Origin of the sequence: Rhodococcus sp. CH91, assembly GCF_022554085.1 — a bacterium.
In the GTDB taxonomy this organism is placed as follows: Bacteria; Actinomycetota; Actinomycetes; order Mycobacteriales; family Mycobacteriaceae; genus Rhodococcus.
In genome coordinates this window covers 255123-271845 of record NZ_JAKFYR010000002.1, presented here as the reverse complement: position 1 = coordinate 271845, position 16723 = coordinate 255123, and the positions used below count along the sequence as shown (strand labels likewise).

Annotated in this window: 15 protein-coding genes; 6 read left to right on the top strand and 9 right to left on the bottom strand. The window is 68.7% G+C overall.

Annotation, left to right across the window (positions count from 1 at the left end):
- Positions 1 to 7: 7 nt before the first annotated feature.
- The 3 genes from MOM01_RS04875 to mqo all read right to left on the bottom strand — a co-directional run bounded on the left by MOM01_RS04875 (position 8) and on the right by mqo (position 4377).
- A complete protein-coding gene (locus tag MOM01_RS04875) occupies positions 8 to 1429 on the bottom strand; it encodes an MFS transporter (protein ID WP_277609292.1) in 1422 nt (473 codons plus the stop codon).
- Between the two features lie 59 nt (positions 1430 to 1488).
- Complete coding sequence (cobA, locus tag MOM01_RS04870) at positions 1489 to 2751, bottom strand: uroporphyrinogen-III C-methyltransferase (RefSeq protein ID WP_241384263.1); 1263 nt, start codon at positions 2749 to 2751, stop codon at positions 1489 to 1491.
- Positions 2752 to 2850: 99 nt separating this feature from the next.
- A complete protein-coding gene (gene mqo / locus MOM01_RS04865; protein WP_308196962.1) occupies positions 2851 to 4377 on the bottom strand; it encodes a malate dehydrogenase (quinone) in 1527 nt (508 codons plus the stop codon).
- Positions 4378 to 4562: 185 nt separating this feature from the next.
- Here mqo and MOM01_RS04860 point away from each other — a divergent pair, with 185 nt between their 5' ends.
- Together MOM01_RS04860 and mtr are read left to right on the top strand one after the other, a co-directional pair.
- Positions 4563 to 5597 (top strand): alpha/beta hydrolase, encoded by a 1035-nt coding sequence (locus MOM01_RS04860; protein WP_241384262.1) that lies wholly within the window; start codon positions 4563 to 4565, stop codon positions 5595 to 5597.
- A complete protein-coding gene (gene mtr / locus MOM01_RS04855; protein ID WP_241384261.1) occupies positions 5594 to 6967 on the top strand; it encodes a mycothione reductase in 1374 nt (457 codons plus the stop codon). Before MOM01_RS04860 ends, mtr begins: the two co-directional genes overlap by 4 nt.
- A gap of 59 nt (positions 6968 to 7026) precedes the next feature.
- Here the strand turns inward: mtr and MOM01_RS04850 are convergent, their stop codons facing one another.
- From MOM01_RS04850 to MOM01_RS04840, 3 genes are all read right to left on the bottom strand, one after another.
- Entirely contained in the window at positions 7027 to 7593 is a 567-nt protein-coding gene (locus MOM01_RS04850; protein ID WP_241384260.1) for an alpha/beta fold hydrolase, read from the bottom strand.
- 84 nt (positions 7594 to 7677) lie between these two features.
- Positions 7678 to 8316, bottom strand: coding sequence for a response regulator (locus MOM01_RS04845; protein ID WP_241384259.1), 639 nt, complete (start codon positions 8314 to 8316; stop codon positions 7678 to 7680).
- Entirely contained in the window at positions 8313 to 9506 is a 1194-nt protein-coding gene (locus tag MOM01_RS04840) for a sensor histidine kinase (protein WP_241384258.1), read from the bottom strand. The genes MOM01_RS04845 and MOM01_RS04840 overlap by 4 nt, the downstream gene beginning before the upstream one ends.
- Before the next feature lie 85 nt (positions 9507 to 9591).
- Between MOM01_RS04840 and MOM01_RS04835 the strand changes: the two genes are divergently transcribed.
- Both MOM01_RS04835 and MOM01_RS04830 read left to right on the top strand, forming a co-directional pair.
- Positions 9592 to 10767: an ABC transporter permease gene (locus MOM01_RS04835; RefSeq protein WP_241384257.1), complete on the top strand. Its 1176-nt coding sequence runs from the start codon at positions 9592 to 9594 to the stop codon at positions 10765 to 10767.
- Positions 10764 to 11456, top strand: a complete 693-nt coding sequence (locus MOM01_RS04830; protein WP_241384256.1) for an ABC transporter ATP-binding protein — start codon at positions 10764 to 10766, stop codon at positions 11454 to 11456. Before MOM01_RS04835 ends, MOM01_RS04830 begins: the two co-directional genes overlap by 4 nt.
- Here the strand turns inward: MOM01_RS04830 and map are convergent.
- The gene (gene map, locus MOM01_RS04825) at positions 11443 to 12300 is read right to left on the bottom strand and encodes a type I methionyl aminopeptidase (protein ID WP_241384255.1); all 858 of its coding nucleotides are present in this window, start codon (positions 12298 to 12300) and stop codon (positions 11443 to 11445) included. The genes MOM01_RS04830 and map overlap by 14 nt on opposite strands.
- Before the next feature lie 62 nt (positions 12301 to 12362).
- Positions 12363 to 14006 carry an AMP-binding protein gene (locus tag MOM01_RS04820; RefSeq protein ID WP_277609225.1) on the bottom strand — a complete coding sequence of 548 codons (1644 nt, stop codon included), beginning with the start codon at positions 14004 to 14006 and terminating at the stop codon, positions 12363 to 12365.
- 107 nt (positions 14007 to 14113) lie between these two features.
- On the opposite strand from MOM01_RS04820, the gene MOM01_RS04815 reads away from it, so the two are divergent.
- Entirely contained in the window at positions 14114 to 14974 is an 861-nt protein-coding gene (locus MOM01_RS04815; protein ID WP_241384254.1) for a helix-turn-helix transcriptional regulator, read from the top strand.
- Here MOM01_RS04815 and MOM01_RS04810 read toward each other — a convergent pair.
- A complete protein-coding gene (locus MOM01_RS04810; protein WP_241384253.1) occupies positions 14880 to 16160 on the bottom strand; it encodes a multidrug effflux MFS transporter in 1281 nt (426 codons plus the stop codon). The genes MOM01_RS04815 and MOM01_RS04810 overlap by 95 nt on opposite strands.
- A 68-nt stretch (positions 16161 to 16228) precedes the next feature.
- On the opposite strand from MOM01_RS04810, the gene MOM01_RS04805 reads away from it, so the two are divergent.
- Positions 16229 to 16699, top strand: a complete 471-nt coding sequence (locus MOM01_RS04805) for a MarR family winged helix-turn-helix transcriptional regulator (RefSeq protein ID WP_241384252.1) — start codon at positions 16229 to 16231, stop codon at positions 16697 to 16699.
- Positions 16700 to 16723 lie beyond the last annotated feature (24 nt).

The following is a 16723-nucleotide window of genomic DNA, read 5'->3' as shown; positions in this document are numbered from 1 at the left end:
CGAACGGTCAGGAGGTCTGCGCGGCCTTCTCTGCTTCCTGCGCCTGGGCCACCTCTTCGGGCGTGAAGCGGATGAACAGGGCGGCGACGCCGGCGATCACCGCACAGACGGCACATCCGACCAGCGCGAGCATGTACCCCTCGCCCTGCGCGACGAGCTGGGCGTCGGTCATGTCGGCAACGGCTCCCGAACTCCCGCCGAGCGACATCGTCCGGGAGGTGGCCATCGCGCCGATCACTCCGAGACCGACCGGTCCGCCGAGGGTCTGCGCGACCTGTGCGATCGCCGACAGCGGTCCGATCTCGTGCTGACCCACACCGGAGATCGCACAGAGCGGCAGCGGCACCACGGCCAGGCCGACACCGAAGCCGACGACGAGAACCAGCGCGAACAGGGTCGGGAAGTACCGGACGCTGCCGTCCATCGTCGACCCGTACATCAGGCTCACCGTCATGATCGCCGATCCCGTGACCACCAGCCATCGGGGCTCGATCCGGGCGACCAGCTTGGACGAGACCGCGGCGGCACCGCCGAGACCGAAGGCGAACGGCACGAACGCCAGACCGGCGGCCAGCGGGCTGTAGCCGAGGATGTCCTGCACGAACAGGGCGACGAAGGCCGCGAGACTGAACATCACCGCGCCGGCGAAGAAGATCGCCACGAAGGTCGCGACTCGGTTCTTGTTCCGGAACAGCACGAACGGCAGGAGCGGATTCTCGGCGCGCCGTTCGACGAGCAGGAACAACCCGAGCAGCACGAATCCGGCGACGAGCGCACCGATCACCGGGGGGCTCGCCCATCCGAGTTCCGGGCCTTCGGTGAGACCGAAGACCACACCCGTGCACCCCAGCGTCGCGAGCACCGCGCCGGGCACATCGAGGGAGAGCCGTTCGGACGTGGTCTCACGCAACGCGATCGCGGCGAGAACGACGATGAGCACACCGATCGGCACGTTGATGAGGAAGATCCAGCGCCAGGACACCTGGGTGAGCGCACCGCCGAGGATGAGTCCTGCGATGGAGCCGACTCCGGTCATCGCGGCGAAGACCGCGATGGCACGGTTACGCGCAGGACCTGCGGCGAAGGTCGTCGCGACGAGCGCGAGCGCGGTCGGCGAAGCGATCGCCGCACCGACGCCCTGGAGTGCGCGCGCCCCGATGAGCATCTCTTCGTTGGTCGCCAGCCCGCACAGCAGGGACGCGAGAGTGAACAACCCCACTCCCGCCATGAACGTGCGCTTGCGACCGTAACTGTCGCCGAGCCGGCCGCCGAGCAGCATGAGGCCGCCGAACGCGAGGGCGTACGAGGTGAGAACCCAGTTGCGGCCGGCATCCGACAATCCCAGATCGGCCTGCAGCGGTGCGAGCGCGAGATTCGCGACCGTGCCGTCGAGCACGACCATCAGCTGGAGACCGCTCAGGACGAGCATGGCCAGAGCGACCGCGCGGGTGGTCGAGGGATTCGAGGTAGTTGCCACGTGACTCAACGTTACCCACCGTCCGGTTCGGATCCGGTCGCCGGATCGTCCCCGAAACCGGCCACCGGACCGATCACCACGATCGCGGGCGGGCGGACGTTCTCGTCCCGGACGCGCTGCGCCACGGTGGCCAGTTCGGCGCGCACCACCCGCTGGCTGCGCAGCGTGCCTTCCTGCACGACGACCACCGGCGTGCTCGCCGGGCGCCCTCCGGCGATCAGGGCGTCGGCGAATCGATCGATGCGCTCGACGGCCATGAGCAGGACAAGCGTGCCGCGGAGCTTGGCGAGCGCATCCCAGTCGGTGAGCGAGTCGGGATGGTCGGGCGCGACGTGTCCGCTGACGACGACGAATTCGTGCGTCACGCCACGGTGCGTGACCGGGATGCCGGCAGCGGAGGGCACCGAGATGGCGCTGGTGATGCCGGGAACCACCGTGACGGGGATTCCGGCCGCCGTGCACGCCTCGAGTTCCTCGTAGCCCCGCCCGAAGACGTAGGGATCACCGCCCTTGAGCCGGACGACGAACTTACCGGCCCGGGCACGGTCGACGAGGATGTCGTTGATGGCCTGCTGGGCCATGGCACGCCCGTACGGGAGCTTCGCGGCGTCGATCACCTCGACGTGATGGTCGAGTTCGGCGAGCAACTCCTGCGGAGCCAGGTGGTCGGCGACGACGACGTCCGCGCGGGCGAGGAGGCGTCGGCCCCGCACGGTGATCAGGTCGGGATCGCCCGGACCCCCACCGACGAGCGCGACGCCGACCGGCTTGGGCGCGGCGTCGTCGAATTCGGAGACCGCTGCGCCGGCGAGCGCGTCGCGGATGGAGGTGCGGACCGCGGCGGATCTGCGGTGGTCACCACCGGCGAGAACACCCACGGACAGGCCGTCGTAGCGTGCCGTCGCGGGGGTGACGGCGCTGCCGTGCCGTGCACTGTCCGCACGGACGCAGAAGATCCGGCTGCGTTCGGCCTCGGCCACGACGGCCTCGTTGGTGCCGGGCTCGTCCGTGCACGCCATCGCGTACCACGCGCCGTCGAGATCGCCCTCGCGATAGTCGCGCAGCTCGAGCGAGATGCGACCCTTCGCAGCCATGCTCTCGACCACGGGTGTCGCGGCGCGGGTGATCACGTGGACCCGTGCACCGGACGCGACGAGCAGACCGAGACGCCGCTGCGCGACGCTGCCTCCTCCGACGATCACGACCCGGCGTCCGTGGAGATCGAGTCCGACCAGATAACTGGTCTCGTCCTCTGCGGCAGCGGACACGGGCATCTCCCCATCTCTCGTGTCGAGGCGAATCCGCGTGCCGGATTCACGTTCGGGACACCTGTGGCCCGGGCAGTGCCCCGGGCCACAGGTGGGTGAACCGGATCAGACCGCAGCGGCCTCGGCAGGCACCTCGGGCGCGGTGCCTGCGACGGCATCGAGCTGGAGGGACTTCGTGCTGTGGTCCCAGACCTGGCGGAACAGGTCGGGATTGTCGGAGAGTTTCACGCCGAGCGACGGAACCATCTCGCGGAGCTTGGACTGCCAGCCTGTCCACTGCTGCGGGAAGCACCGCTCGAGGACGTCGAGCATGGCGGGCACGGCCGTCGAGGCACCCGGGGAGGCACCGAGCAGGCCGGCGATCGAGCCGTCCGCAGCATTGACCACGGCGGTACCGAATTCGAGGACACCGCCCGCACCCTTGCGGCGGATGACCTGCACGCGCTGACCGGCGACGATGAGTTCCCAATCCTCGAGGCGTGCCTCGGGAACGAACTCGGCGAGGGTGTCGATGCGATCGGCGGGCGACTGGGTGAGCTCACCGACGAGGTACTTCACCAGGCCGAGTTCGGTCACGCCCACGCCGAGCATCGACATCAGGTTGTCGGGCCGGACGGACTTCGGCAGGTCCATCACGCCGCCCTGCTTGAGGAACTTGGGGGACCATCCGGCGTACGGGCCGAACAACAGTCCCTGCTTGCCGCCGATGACGCGGGTGTCGAGGTGCGGCACCGACATGGGCGGCGCGCCGACGGCGGCCTTGCCGTAGACCTTCGCGCTGTGGCGGGCGATGACCTCGGGATTGGTACAGCGCAGGAAGGCACCGGACACCGGGAAACCACCGAAGCCCTTGATCTCCTTGATGCCCGACTTCTGCAGCAGGTGCAGGGCACCACCGCCGGCTCCGACGAAGACGAACTTCGCGTGGACCTTGCGGGACTCGCCGGTGCGGCGGTTGCGGACCTTGACGATCCAGCTGCCGTCGGACTGCTTGGACACGTCGGTGACCTCGTGTCCGAAGAAGACCGTGCCACCGGAGGCAGCGACGTGGTTGACGAGCTGCTTGGTGAGCGCACCGAAGTCCACATCGGTGCCGGTCTGCGTCCAGTTCAGCGCGACCGGATCGGAGAAGTCGCGGCCCTCGGCCATGAGCGGCAGACGCTCGGTGAACACATCCGGGTTCTCGGTGTACTCCATGCCCTCGAAGAGGGGGTGCCCGGCGAGCGCGTCGTAGCGGGCACGCAGGTACTTCACGTTCTCGGCGCCGTGCACGAAGCTGACGTGCGGGACGGGATTGATGAAGTTCCCGGGGTCGGACAGGATGCCGTTGTCGACGGCGTACGCCCAGAACTGCCGCGAGACCTGGAACTGCTCGTTGACGTTCACGGCCTTCGTGATGTCCACCGAGCCGCCCGGCTTGGCCGGCGTGTAGTTGAGCTCGCACAGCGCGGAGTGACCGGTGCCGGCGTTGTTCCACGGATCGCTGCTCTCGGCTGCGGCCGCGTCGAGTCGCTCGAATGCGGTGATCGACCAGTCGGGCTGCACCTGACGCAACAACGCACCGAGGGTCGCGCTCATGATGCCCGCGCCCACGAGCACTACGTCGGTTTTCGCTACTACGTTCTCTGACACCGTGAAATCGACTTCCTTGTCTGGTCCGCACGCGCCGCCGAAGTACCCGACGTACCGTTGCGTGAGATCCCCGCAACGCGGCGCGCGAATGCGACCGAAAGGTTACCCGCGCGTTGTCCGGCGTTTCATTTCACCTCATTGTGTACCCATGAACGGTGGTCGGCGAACACGCCTAGGGTGTGATAGTGACTACTTGGCGTCCTGACGTTCTCGGGGAGCACTACGAGCAGCTCGAACTCCCGCTGGGCACCGACCCCGACGGGGAGGGTGAGATCTCCGCGTTCCTGGTCCGATACCGGCCGGAATCCGATGAGCTTCCGGATCGCGCGGTCCTCTACGTCCACGGATTCACCGACTACTTCTTCCAGAAGCACGTCGCCGAGCACGCCGCAGCGCACGGCTACCGGTTCTACGCGCTGGACCTGCGCAAATGCGGCCGTTCGCGCGCCCCGGGACAGACCCCGCACTTCGTCACCGATCTGGCCTACTACGACACGGAACTGGAGGAAGCGCTGCGCGTGGTGCGCAGCGAGGTCGGCGGCGGCGTGCTCATGGCGGGGCACTCGACGGGCGGACTGGTGCTCCCGTTGTGGCTCTCCCGGCTCGGCCGCCGACCCGGTGGGGTCCCCGGAGCAGGGATTCTCGGTCTGGTCCTGAACAGTCCGTGGTTCGACCTGCAGGGCCCGTCCTATCTGCGGAACGTGGGCACGGCATTCGTCGACGTCGTCGGCAGGCTGCTGCCGAGGATGGTGATCCCGCTCCCGAAGGTCGGCGTCTACGGCCGCAGCCTCCAGCACGGGGGCTGGAGTTACAACCTCGACTGGAAACCGCTCGCCGGCTTTCCCGTCCGCTTCGGGTGGCTCCGCGCCATCCGGCGAGGGCATGCCGAACTGCACCGTGGACTCGACGTCGGAGTGCCGTCGCTGATCCTGCGCTCCGGCGCGTCGCGGTCCGCACCGCGATACGACCCGAGCATCGACACCGTGGACGCGGTGCTCGACGTCCGTCAGATCGCCCGGTGGGCGGGCTGTCTCGGCAACCGCACGGCTATCGTGCCGATCGACGGCGCCCGCCACGACGTCTTCCTGTCCACCCCCGGGCCGCTGACGACGGCATTCCGGGAATTGGACCTGTGGCTGGAATGGTTGGACCGAGCGGGCAGTGCGGACGAGTCCGTCACCGCTTCCGAATTCGAGCGACCCACGGGAGAACAGGCGTGACCCACTACGATCTCGCGATCATCGGCACCGGATCGGGTAACTCGATCCTCGACGAGCGTTACGACGGGATGCGCGTCGCCCTCCTGGAAGAGGGCACCTTCGGCGGCACCTGCCTCAACGTCGGCTGTATCCCCACGAAGATGTACGTCTACGCCGCGGAGGTCGCGCGCACGGTCAGGACCGCAGCGAAGTACGGCGTCGACGCGTCCGTCCAGGGTGTGCGGTGGAACGACATCGTCGACCGGGTGTTCGGCCGCATCGATCCCATCTCCGCCGGCGGCGAGCGCTACCGGCGCGAGGACTGCCCGAACGTCACGGTCTACGACGGGCACGCGCGTTTCGTCGGTGAGCGCCGCCTCGATACCGGAACCGGCGAGGTGATCACTGCCGATCAGGTCGTCGTGGCGGCCGGATCACGTCCGTCGATTCCGCAGGAGGTGATCGATTCCGGCGTGAGATATCACACGAGTGACGACGTGATGCGGTTGCCGAAGCTCCCGGAATCGATGGTGATCCTCGGCACCGGCTTCATCGCGATGGAGTTCGCCCACGTCTTCTCCGCGCTCGGAACCCGGGTCTCGGTGATCGCGCGCACCGACCGGCTGCTGCGGCACCTCGACGCCGATGTCTCCGAGCGTTTCACCGCGCTGGCGACGCAGAAGTGGGAGGTCCATCTCGCCAATCCGGCACGCGAGTTCCGTCCGGTCGGCGACGGCGTGGAGGTCGAGCTCGCCGACGGCAGCATCGTCAGTGGTGATGCCCTGCTCGTCGCGACCGGCCGCCGTCCCAACGGCGATCTGCTCGATGTGTCCGCAGCAGGCATCGAGCTCGACGCGCAGGGCCGCATCGCGGTCGACGAGTTCCAGCGGACCACCGCCCCCGGCGTGTTCGCCCTCGGCGACGTGTCCTCCCCCTACCAGCTCAAGCACGTCGCCAACCACGAAGCACGCGTCGTGCAGCACAATCTCCTGCAGGATGCGTGGAGCGGGGAGACCGCAGGGTTGCACCGCACCGACCATCGTTTCGTCCCGTCGGCCGTGTTCACCGATCCCCAGATCGCGAGTGTCGGTCTCACCGAGGCCGAGGCGCGCGCCGCGGGTCACGACATCTCGGTCAAGATCCAGGACTACGGGAACGTCGCGTACGGCTGGGCGATGGAGGACACCGAGGGCTTCTGCAAACTGATCGCCGACCGGTCCACCGGGCTGCTGCTCGGCGCGCACATCATCGGCGCGCAGGCGTCGACGGTCATCCAGCCGCTCATCCAGGCGATGTCGTTCGGCCTTCCCGCCCGGCAGATGGCCACCGGCCAGTACTGGATCCACCCCGCGCTGCCCGAACTCGTGGAGAACGCCCTCCTGGGTCTGTAGTTTCGTGCCGAGCCGCGTGGCCTGCCGTCGAGAGAAGGAACCGGCAGGCCACGCGTCTGTCACCAGCTGCCGGTACGCAGGGCGATCGCGGACGCGAAATCGGTGGCGGCCTCGACGGGAACGTTGTTCACGCCGTCGAGTTCGACCACCCGGAACTCCCCTGTCACGTACCGCATCGATGCGTCGGCTTCGGGCCGTCGCACCGAGCTGCCCACCACGATCGTCGTGGGGACCTCCGCCGGCCGGGCTTCGGCGTCCCGCACCGTGCCGGCGAGATCGGGCACCGCGGGATGGCCGCGATCGGCGACCACGAGGCTCGCGAAACGCCCGAACCTGCCCGCCGCGACAGCCCACGCGAGTTCGGCTCCCGCGCCGCTGCCCGCCAGATGGACCCAGGGCAGGGCGAGCCGGTCGAGCAAGGCGAACACGTCCTGCGTGGTCAGTCCGTCGATCTTCTCGACCACGACCGTTCTCAGGTCGGAGTTGTGCAGTCGCTCGCACACGGTGTCGTACACGTCCGCTCGCTCCCCTGCATCGGGGAGAAGAAGCACCGTGTAGCGACTCTCGGGGCCACCGATACGTACCTGCACGTCCCCGCCGGGCGTGGTCACCGTCCTCGATTCCATGCGCAAACGCTACATCGAGCAGCGGCAGAGTCCGGACCTCCCCGCAACTCCACGGCGGACCGACGTTCCGGCGGGGAGAGGCGGTCAGCGACGGATGTAGCCGAGTTCGGTGGCCGAGGCCACCGCAGCCGTGCGCGATTCCACTCCCAGCTTGGTGTAGATGCGCGCCAGATGCGATTTCACCGTGCCCTCGGTGAGGTGCAGTCGCTCTGCGATTCGGTGATTCGACAGTCCCTCCGCCACGAGCCCGAGCACCTCGACCTCGCGTCCGGTCAACGAGGTGCCGGGAGCACGGAGCCGATGGACGAGGCGATCGGCCACTGCGGGGGCGAGAGTCGTGCGGCCGGATGCCGCGGTGCGGATCGCGGCGGCCAACTCCTCCGGAGGCGCGTCCTTGAGCAGATAACCGGTGGCGCCGGCCTCGATCGCAGGGAGGGTGTCGGCGTCGGTGCCGTAGGTGGTGACGATCACGACGTGCGGAGCCCCGGGACGGGCGGTGATAGCGGCCGTCGCAGCCGCACCCGACATGCGTCCGCGCCCGAACTGCAGGTCCATCACCACCACGTCGATGTCGGATTCGGCCGCCCGGGCCACGGCGTCCTCGGCGGTCGCTGCTTCTGCGACCACCTCGATTCCTGGTTCCGTCTCGAGGACTGCGCGCAATCCCGCCCGGACCACCGGGTGGTCGTCGGCGAGCAGGACGCGGATCGGGTCGGTGCTCACGGATGCCTCCCTGCAGCCGGCTCGGAGGGAAGCGGAAGAGCCGCGGTGATCGAGGTTCCCTCACCGGCGGCGGACCGCACGGTGAACGTACCTCCCAGGTCGTGCACGCGGGCGCGCATCGCGGCCAGCCCGAAACCGCCGTTCTCGGGTTCCGGATCGGGCACCGAGTCCGGGTCGAAACCCACACCGTCGTCGACGATGTCCACCACCACACGGTCACCTCCGATGTCGAGGCAGACGTCGACGGCGGTGGCCCCGGCATGACGAGTGGTGTTCGCGAGGGCCGATTGGGCCACCCGCAACACTGCGACTTCGTACTCGGCCGGAAGGGCGACCGGGTCACCGCGCAGGTGGAAGCGGACGTCGACGTGGTGTCGGTCGGCCGTCGTCGCACACAGTCGCTCCAGCGCGCCGGCCAGTGTGGTGCCGTCCAGCGCCGGTGGCGCGAGCGCCGCCACGAATCGGCGTGCCTCTCCGAGATTGTCGACTGCGACCGAACGCGCGCGGGCGACGTAGCCGGCCGCGACCTCCACTCGCTCGGGCAGGGCCCGCTCGGCCGCGCGCAGCAGGAGCTGAATGCTCGAGAGCCCCTGCGCGAGCGTGTCGTGGATCTCGCGGGCGAGTCGTTCCCGTTCTTCGAGAACCCCGGCAGTGTGCTGGGCTTCCGCGAGGTCCGTACGGGTGGCCGTCAGTTCGTCGATGAGCATCCGGCGCTGCTCGCTCTCCCGGTACAGCGTCTGATAGCTCCACACCACCGCCACCGCCACCGCCGCACCCAGTGACGGCCCGATGGCGGTCGCGGGGGTGAAGGCGCCCTGGTGGATCGAGAAGCCGACAGCCGCCGCGACGGTCGTGAGCACGACCGCGACGAGTCCGCTGCGCCGGGGCAACAGGTGCAGCTGAACGAAATAGAGGGGGAACGCCAGCCAGACCGCCTCCGGAGAGAGCGTCAGGAGCACCAGCCAGACGATCCCCACCGCGGAGAGCCACAGGACTGCTCCGGCGTAGGACCGGCCGACTGCGGGAAGCACCGGGCCGAGACCGTATGTCGCAGCCGCCACCGCGGCAACGACGGCGATGAGGCCCGCTCGGGGTGCCGAATCTGCGAAAGCCCGGACGACGGCGATCGCGAGCAGCCCGACGACGAGTAGATGCAGGCACCACGCCAGGATCCGAACGGTGGGGGTCAACGTGTTCACTGTCGATCGAGCCTACGGGCGCGCGGCGGCCGGCACATCCACCGAAAGTTACAACCGGTCGTGTCTCCTTCGGCCTGTGAAGTGCTCTCTCCTGCCGGATGTCCGGCAGTTCCTGTCCGGGAACAGTGGAGAGCACACCGTTCCCTACGAGAAAGCAGCCCGCACCGTGTTCGTTGCCTGGAGAGACCTCAGGTTCGCCAAGGGGCGATTCGCCCTGATGGGGGCCGTCGTCGTGTTGATCACCCTGCTGGTCGGATTGTTGTCCGGTCTCACCGCCGGTCTCGGCCGCCAGAACACTTCCGCGATCACCGCCCTGCCCGCCGACCGTATCGCCTTCGAAGCGCCCGCGGACGGACAGGACCTGTCGTATGCCGAATCGGTCGTGACCGAGAGCCAGTGGCAACGAGTGGCGGCCACCGCGGGAGTGACCGCCGCAGAACCCGTGGGGATCTCCACCGCCAAGGCCACGGCCGGCGACGCGCGCCTCACGGTGTCCGCCTTCGGTGTGCGATCCGGCTCGGCCCTCGTCCCGGGCGGTGCACCGGAGAACGAGGACACCGCAGTGCTGACCGCCCCCGTCGCCGAGAGCCTCGGGGTGTCACCGGGCGACGTGATCACCCTGGCCGGGCGGGATCTCGTGGTCGGGACGGTGCACGGCGACGAATCGTTCGGTCACCTTCCCGTGATCTGGATCGACCTCGACACGTGGCAGACCACGGCGCCTCCGGCGGAGACCCACACCGAACCGGCCGCGACCTTCGTCGCGCTGCGCACCACCGCGGATTTCGACAGCACCGCCACCGACCGTCTCGCAGGGACGACGACCGTCCCGAAGGACTCGTCACTGTCCGCCATCGGCTCCTATGCCTCGGAGAACGGCTCGCTCCAGTTGATGCGCGGTTTCCTCTTCGCCATCTCCGCGCTCGTGATCGGCGCCTTCTTCACCGTGTGGACCGTGCAGCGCAGCGGCGACATCGCCGTTCTCGAAGCGCTGGGGGCCTCCACCGGCCGCTTGGTCCGCGACGCGCTCGGACAAGCCGTCGTCCTGCTCGTCGGTGGCACCGCGCTCGGCACGGCACTGGCCGCTGCTGCCGGAGCGGCCCTGGCCGGATCCGTCCCGTTCGCACTGACGCCGGCCGCTCTCGTGATACCGGCTGCAGTGATGATCACGTTGGGCTCGCTCGGCGCGGCCGTCGCCGTCCGCCGCATCACCTCCGTCGACCCCCTCACCGCCCTGGGAAGTGCCCGATGAGTCTGATCCTGACCGATGTTTCGCTCACCTATGCCGACGGCGACGACCGTGTTCTCGCCCTCGACCGGGTCACGCTCGAGGTGCCCGCGGGCACCGTCACCGCTGTGGTCGGTCCCTCCGGCTCCGGGAAGTCCAGCCTGCTCGCAGTGGCCGCCACCCTGATCACTCCCGATTCCGGGAGGGTCGTGATCGGCGGTGTCGACGCAACGAGCCTGTCCCGCGCCCGCTCTGCGGAACTGCGCCGGCGCACGATCGGGATCGTCTTCCAGCAGCCGAACCTCGTGCCCTCCCTCACCGCTGCCGAGCAGCTGCAGGCCATGGCATGGATCGACGGCCGTTCGACGCGCGAGGCGAGGTCACGTGCGATGTCCTTGCTCGACGCGGTAGGCATGGCCGGTCACGCCGACCGCCGGCCGCACGCCTTGTCCGGCGGCCAGCGACAGCGGGTCAACATCGCGCGTGCCCTGATGAACGAGCCGAACGTCCTGCTGGTCGACGAGCCGACCAGCGCCCTCGATCACGAGCGGGGCGCGGAGATCGTCGATCTGATCATGCGATTGTCCCGTGAACGGCGCACCGCCACAGTGCTCGTCACGCACGACCGCTCCTGTCTCGGCGCCGCCGACCGAGTCGCCGAGGTCCGCGACGGACGGCTCTCGATGCTGTCTCCCGAGGTCACGGAAGCGTGAGGATCTCGGCTCCGGTCTCGGTGACGACGATGGTGTGCTCGAACTGCGCCGTCCACTTGCGGTCCTTGGTCACGACGGTCCAGCCGTCGTCCCAGATCTCGTAGTCGGGGGTACCGAGATTGATCATCGGCTCGATGGTGAACACCATGCCGGGCTCGATGACGGTGTCGATGTCGGGCCGGTCGTAGTGCAGGATCACCAGGCCGTTGTGGAAGGTCTCGCCGATTCCGTGGCCCGTGAAGTCGCGCACGACGCCGTAGCCGAACCGGTTGGCGTAGGACTCGATCACCCGGCCGATGACGTTGAGCGCACGCCCCGGGCGGACGGCCTTGATGCCCCGCATCGTGGCTTCGTGGGTGCGCTCGACCAGCAGGCGGACCTCCTCGGAGACATCACCGGCGAGAAAAGTCGCGTTGGTGTCGCCGTGGACGCCGTCGATGTACGCGGTGACGTCGATGTTGACGATGTCGCCGTCCTCGATCACGGTCGAGTCCGGGATGCCGTGGCAGATGACCTCGTTGAGCGAGGTGCAGCACGACTTGGGGAATCCGCGGTAGCCCAGCGTGGAGGGATAGGCACCGTGATCGCACATGTACTCGTGCGCGATGCGATCGAGCTCGTCGGTGGTCACCCCCGGTGCGACGGCCTTACCCGCTTCCACGAGCGCCTGGGCGGCGATCTTCGAGGCGATCCGCATCTTCTCGATCGTCTCGGGTGTCTGCACCCACGGCTCGTTGCCTTCCTTCGCCGTGGGCTTCCACGCGTACTCCGGTCGTCCGATCGACGCGGGCACCTCCCGCACGGGAGTCGGAGTACCGGGGACGAGCGGAGCGCGGGTAGACATGACTTCCAGATTAGCTCCCGCGCCCCACTCCCCCTCTGTCCGCGTCCGCCGACGCGGCACGATCAGCCGACGGCACCGGCCTGACGCAACTTGAAACGCTGCACCTTGCCGCTCGGAGTCTTGGGCAGGTGGGGAACGAAGTGCACGGCACGCGGGTACGCGTGGGCCGCGTACTTCTTCTTCACGAGTTGCTGCAACTCCGCTTCGAGCGCATCGCCGCCGTCGACTCCCTCCTGCAGCACCACGAACGCCTCGAGGACCTCCCCGCGCAGCTCGTCGGGAAGCCCGACGACGGCGGCCTCCACCACGTCGGGATGCATCACGAGTACCGACTCGACATCGAACGGACCGATGCGGTAGCCGGCCATGATGATCACGTCGTCGTCGCGGGACGAGAAGAAGAAGAATCCGTTCTCGTCGACCTTCCCGGCGTCGCCCGTCAGGTACCACCGGCCGTCGTCGCTGAAGCGCTCGGCGGTCTTCTCGGGGGCGTCGACGTAGCCGGTGAACCACACCAGAGGACTCGCGTGTACGTCGATGGCGACCCGCCCGACCTCGCCGGCCTCGGCGGGTTCGTCGCTGTCGTCACGCAGCACCGCGCAGGTCCACCCGGGAAGCGGCTTGCCCATCGAGCGCGGCGGGGTGGCTTCGCGCAATTCGTCGGCCCAGGCGTCGACGACGAACATGCCGTGCTCGGTCTGCCCGTACTGGTCGCGGACGACCACCCCGAGAGTCTCCTGCGACCAGGCGAGCACATCCGGTGTGAGCGGCTCACCGGCCGAGGACGCACGGCGCAACCGGACCTGCGGGTGCGGGGCGGTGTCGGCCTTGAGGCTGCGGTAGACGGTCGGCGCGGCCGCGAAGTTGGTGACACCGAAGGTGTCGAGGACCTGCCAGGTGAGCGCGGGTGAGAACCCGGCGTGCAGGAGCAGACTGCGCCGTCCGGCGGCGAGCGGGCCGAGCAGTGCGTAGTAGAGCCCGTACGCCCATCCGGGATCGGCGGCGTTCCAGAAGACGTCGTCCTCGCGGACGTCGAGACCGAACTCGAGGTAGGCGTGGAACGATGCCAGAGCCTTGACCGGGACGGGCACGCCCTTGGGGGTGCCCGTCGTGCCGGAGGTGAACAACTGGACCAGCCGTCCCTGCGCGCCCACTGCGACCGCCTCGGCGCGCGGGTCGTCGGCGGAGTGCGCGGCGAGCAGGTCGCCGAAGTCGCGGGCCGGCCGGCCGGAGACGTCCGCCGCGCCGGCCCCCGCCACGACGACCTGCCAGGGCACGTCGGCCGGAATGTCGGCTCCTGCCGCGAGCTTGCCGGCCTGGTCGCGGTCGGCGACGACGACCTTCGCGGCGCTGGCCTCGAGCCGGAACGCGATCGCCGGGGGCGCGAAGGCGGTGAACAACGGCACGTGCACGGCGCCGCGACGCCAGATGCCGAGTACCGCGACGACCAGATCCGCGGACTTGCCCATGAGGGTCGCCACGTGATCACCGGGTTCGACCCCGAGTTCGGCCAGGGCGGCAGCGAAGCGGGACGACCGTTCCCGGAGTTCCCCGTAGGTGAGGTCGGTGGCGGTGAGATCGCCGTCCACGACCGTGAACGCCACGGCGTCCGCCGGGTGATCGTCGCACAGCAGTCGGGCCGCGCAGGCATCCGCCGTGTCGTAACGCTCGAGCAGTGTCCGCACGCGGCTCGCGGTGTCGCTCATGATCCGTCCTCTCGTCCGTACTCCTCGGGTGCAGCGGTGATCTGTGGTGCACCCGTCCGATGTCTATGATTCGAGTCACATCGTGTCCCCGATACCCCCGGAAAGGGGTGACGTTCGTGTCGTTTGCTTCCTCGGCACTCCTGCGTCCCCGTGACGGCGACGCCTTGCGCGGAGAACTCCGCCGCACCGCGGCCCATGCGCAGCTGCCGGTGGTCTTCGCCGGTGAGGTCCACGGCGGGTCCCTGCAACTGAGCGAGTTCTTCGGCAACCGCACCAACAGCCTGGTCGGTGTCGTGGTGCCCCCGCGCGCCGGACTCGGCGGCCGCGTCCTCCACGAAGCCCGAGCGGTGACGGTGTCGGATTACGGTCGCTCGTCGTCCATCACCCATCATTTCGACCGGCCCGTGCTGTACGAGGGTTTGCGCTCGATCCTCGCCGTGCCCGTGCTCGTGGCGGGGACGGCACGCGCCGTCCTCTACGGCGCCGCGCGCGAGTGCGCACCGATCGGCGACCGGGCGGTGACGGCATTCGCGCAGGCGGCATCCCGTCTCGCGCAGGAGATCGCGGTACGCGACGAAGTGGATCGCCGTCTCGCGATGCTCGCTCGGTCGTCCGACGACCGCGATCCGGTCGCGACGGCTCAGGTCCGGGAGGTGCACGCCGATCTGCGGGTGCTCGCCCAGGACGTCTCCGATCCGGCGCTGCAGGAGAAACTCCGCTCGTTGTCCGATCGGCTCGCCGGGGCGCTCGACGGGGAGCGGCCGCAGACGGAGATCGTGCTGTCCCCGAGGGAGACGGATGTCCTGTCCCACGTGGCGCTGGGATGCAGCAACGCGGAGATCGCCCAGCGCCTGTCGGTGGGCGCGGAGACGGTCAAGAGTTATCTTCGCAGCGCGATGAGCAAGCTCGACGTCCATTCCCGTCACGAGGCCGTGGTGGTCGCGAGGAAGGCCGGACTGCTTCCCTGACCAGGGATGTCAGCGGGAGCAGTCCGAGGACCGCACACGCGAGCATCGCGACGGCCATGGGAACCGCGGTGTCCTCGCCCCATGCCCCGACCAGTGGAGCGACCAGGGCCGCCAGAAGGAATTGGAGGGCGCCGAGGAGCGCGGATCCGGTGCCGGCGGCATGCCGGACCTGGCCCAGCGCGAGAGTCGCGGCGTTCGCCAGGACGAGCCCCAGGCTCGCGACACCGAACCACAGCGCCACCATCGTCACCACCCGCGTGGACCCGGTGAGTGCGTCGACGCTGAGCACGGCGGACCAGAAGACGAGCAGGCCCAGGCCGGCGACCAGGAGACGATGTGGGGTCGTGCGCGCGAGCAGTCGCTGGTTGACGACGTTGCCGAGCGTGATCCCCACAGCGTTGAAAGCGAACAGCAGGGTGAACCACCCCGTGGACAACCCGTGGATCTCTTGCAGGACGAAGGGCGACGCGGAGATGTACGCGAACAGCACACCGAAGGCGAAGGTGTGCGCGAGGAGATAGCCGAGATATTTCCGGTCGCGCACCACGCCACCGGCGTCGCGCAGCATGCCCGAAACGCCGCTGGCCGAACGTCGTTCCTCCGGCAGGCTCTCCGGTAGGAAGAAGACGATCGCTGCGAGCATGACGAGACTCAGCACGGCCAGGAACCAGAACACCGCGCGCCAGCCGACGGACAGGATGATCGCGCCACCGGCGAGCGGGGCCGCGATGGGCGCGATAGCGCTGACGAGTACCAGCAGGCCGAACAGTTTCGCGGCTGCGGGGCCCTCCGCCCGGTCGGAGACCACCGCTCGTCCCACGACGATGCCGGCCGCACCCGCGAAACCCTGAGCACACCTCGCCGCGGCGAGCAGTTCGACCGTCGGCGCCAGCGCGCAGGCGACGCTCGCTGCGGCACACACGGTCGTGCCGACGAGCATCGACGAGCGGCGACCGAACCGGTCGGACAGCGGTCCGATGACGAGGTTGCCGAGAGCCATGCCGATCAGAAAGGCCGTGAGGGTGAACTGCACCGCCGAGGCGGTCGTGCCGAATTCCGTACCGATCCCGGGGAACCCGGGCAGATACATGTCGACGGCCAAGGGAGCCAGCGCCGCGAGCAGAGCGAGCGAGACCACAGCCGTGGCCGGTAGCGCCCGTGTGGTCGTGCCGGACGGATCGTTCATCGCACCTCGATCGATACTTTCGAATTTATATATGAATCCATATATACATCATGGCCTAGCATCGATGCGTGCCCGAACCGCCGAAGATCACAGACGCCGAAGTCGACCGCCTGGCCGACAGCGTCCGCACGCTGGTGTGGAAACTGCAGCGTGTCGGCGAACGCGAATCCGGTCTCGTGGGCATACCGCAGTCCGAGATCGAGGTGCTGCGGGTGCTCTCGGATCATCCCGGCGCCACGGTGTCCGACCTCGCGCGGCTGCTCGGGCTGCAGAGCAGCAACGTCAGCGCCACCGTGCGCAGCCTCGTCCAGCGCGACCTGGTCACACGGACGACCAATCCCGCCGACGGCCGGTCGCATCACCTGCACCGCACACCACTTGCCGAACACAACGGCAACCTCATCCGCCAGATGTGGATCAGCCGCATGCGCCAGGTGCTCGCCGCGATGGAACCGTCCGACGCCGCGGAACTGACCGCGATCGCTCCCCTGCTCGAACAGTTGGCCCTTCTCGCCGAGAACCAGGAGAAGAATCCCTGATCTCCCGGCGATGACTGCCGGGAG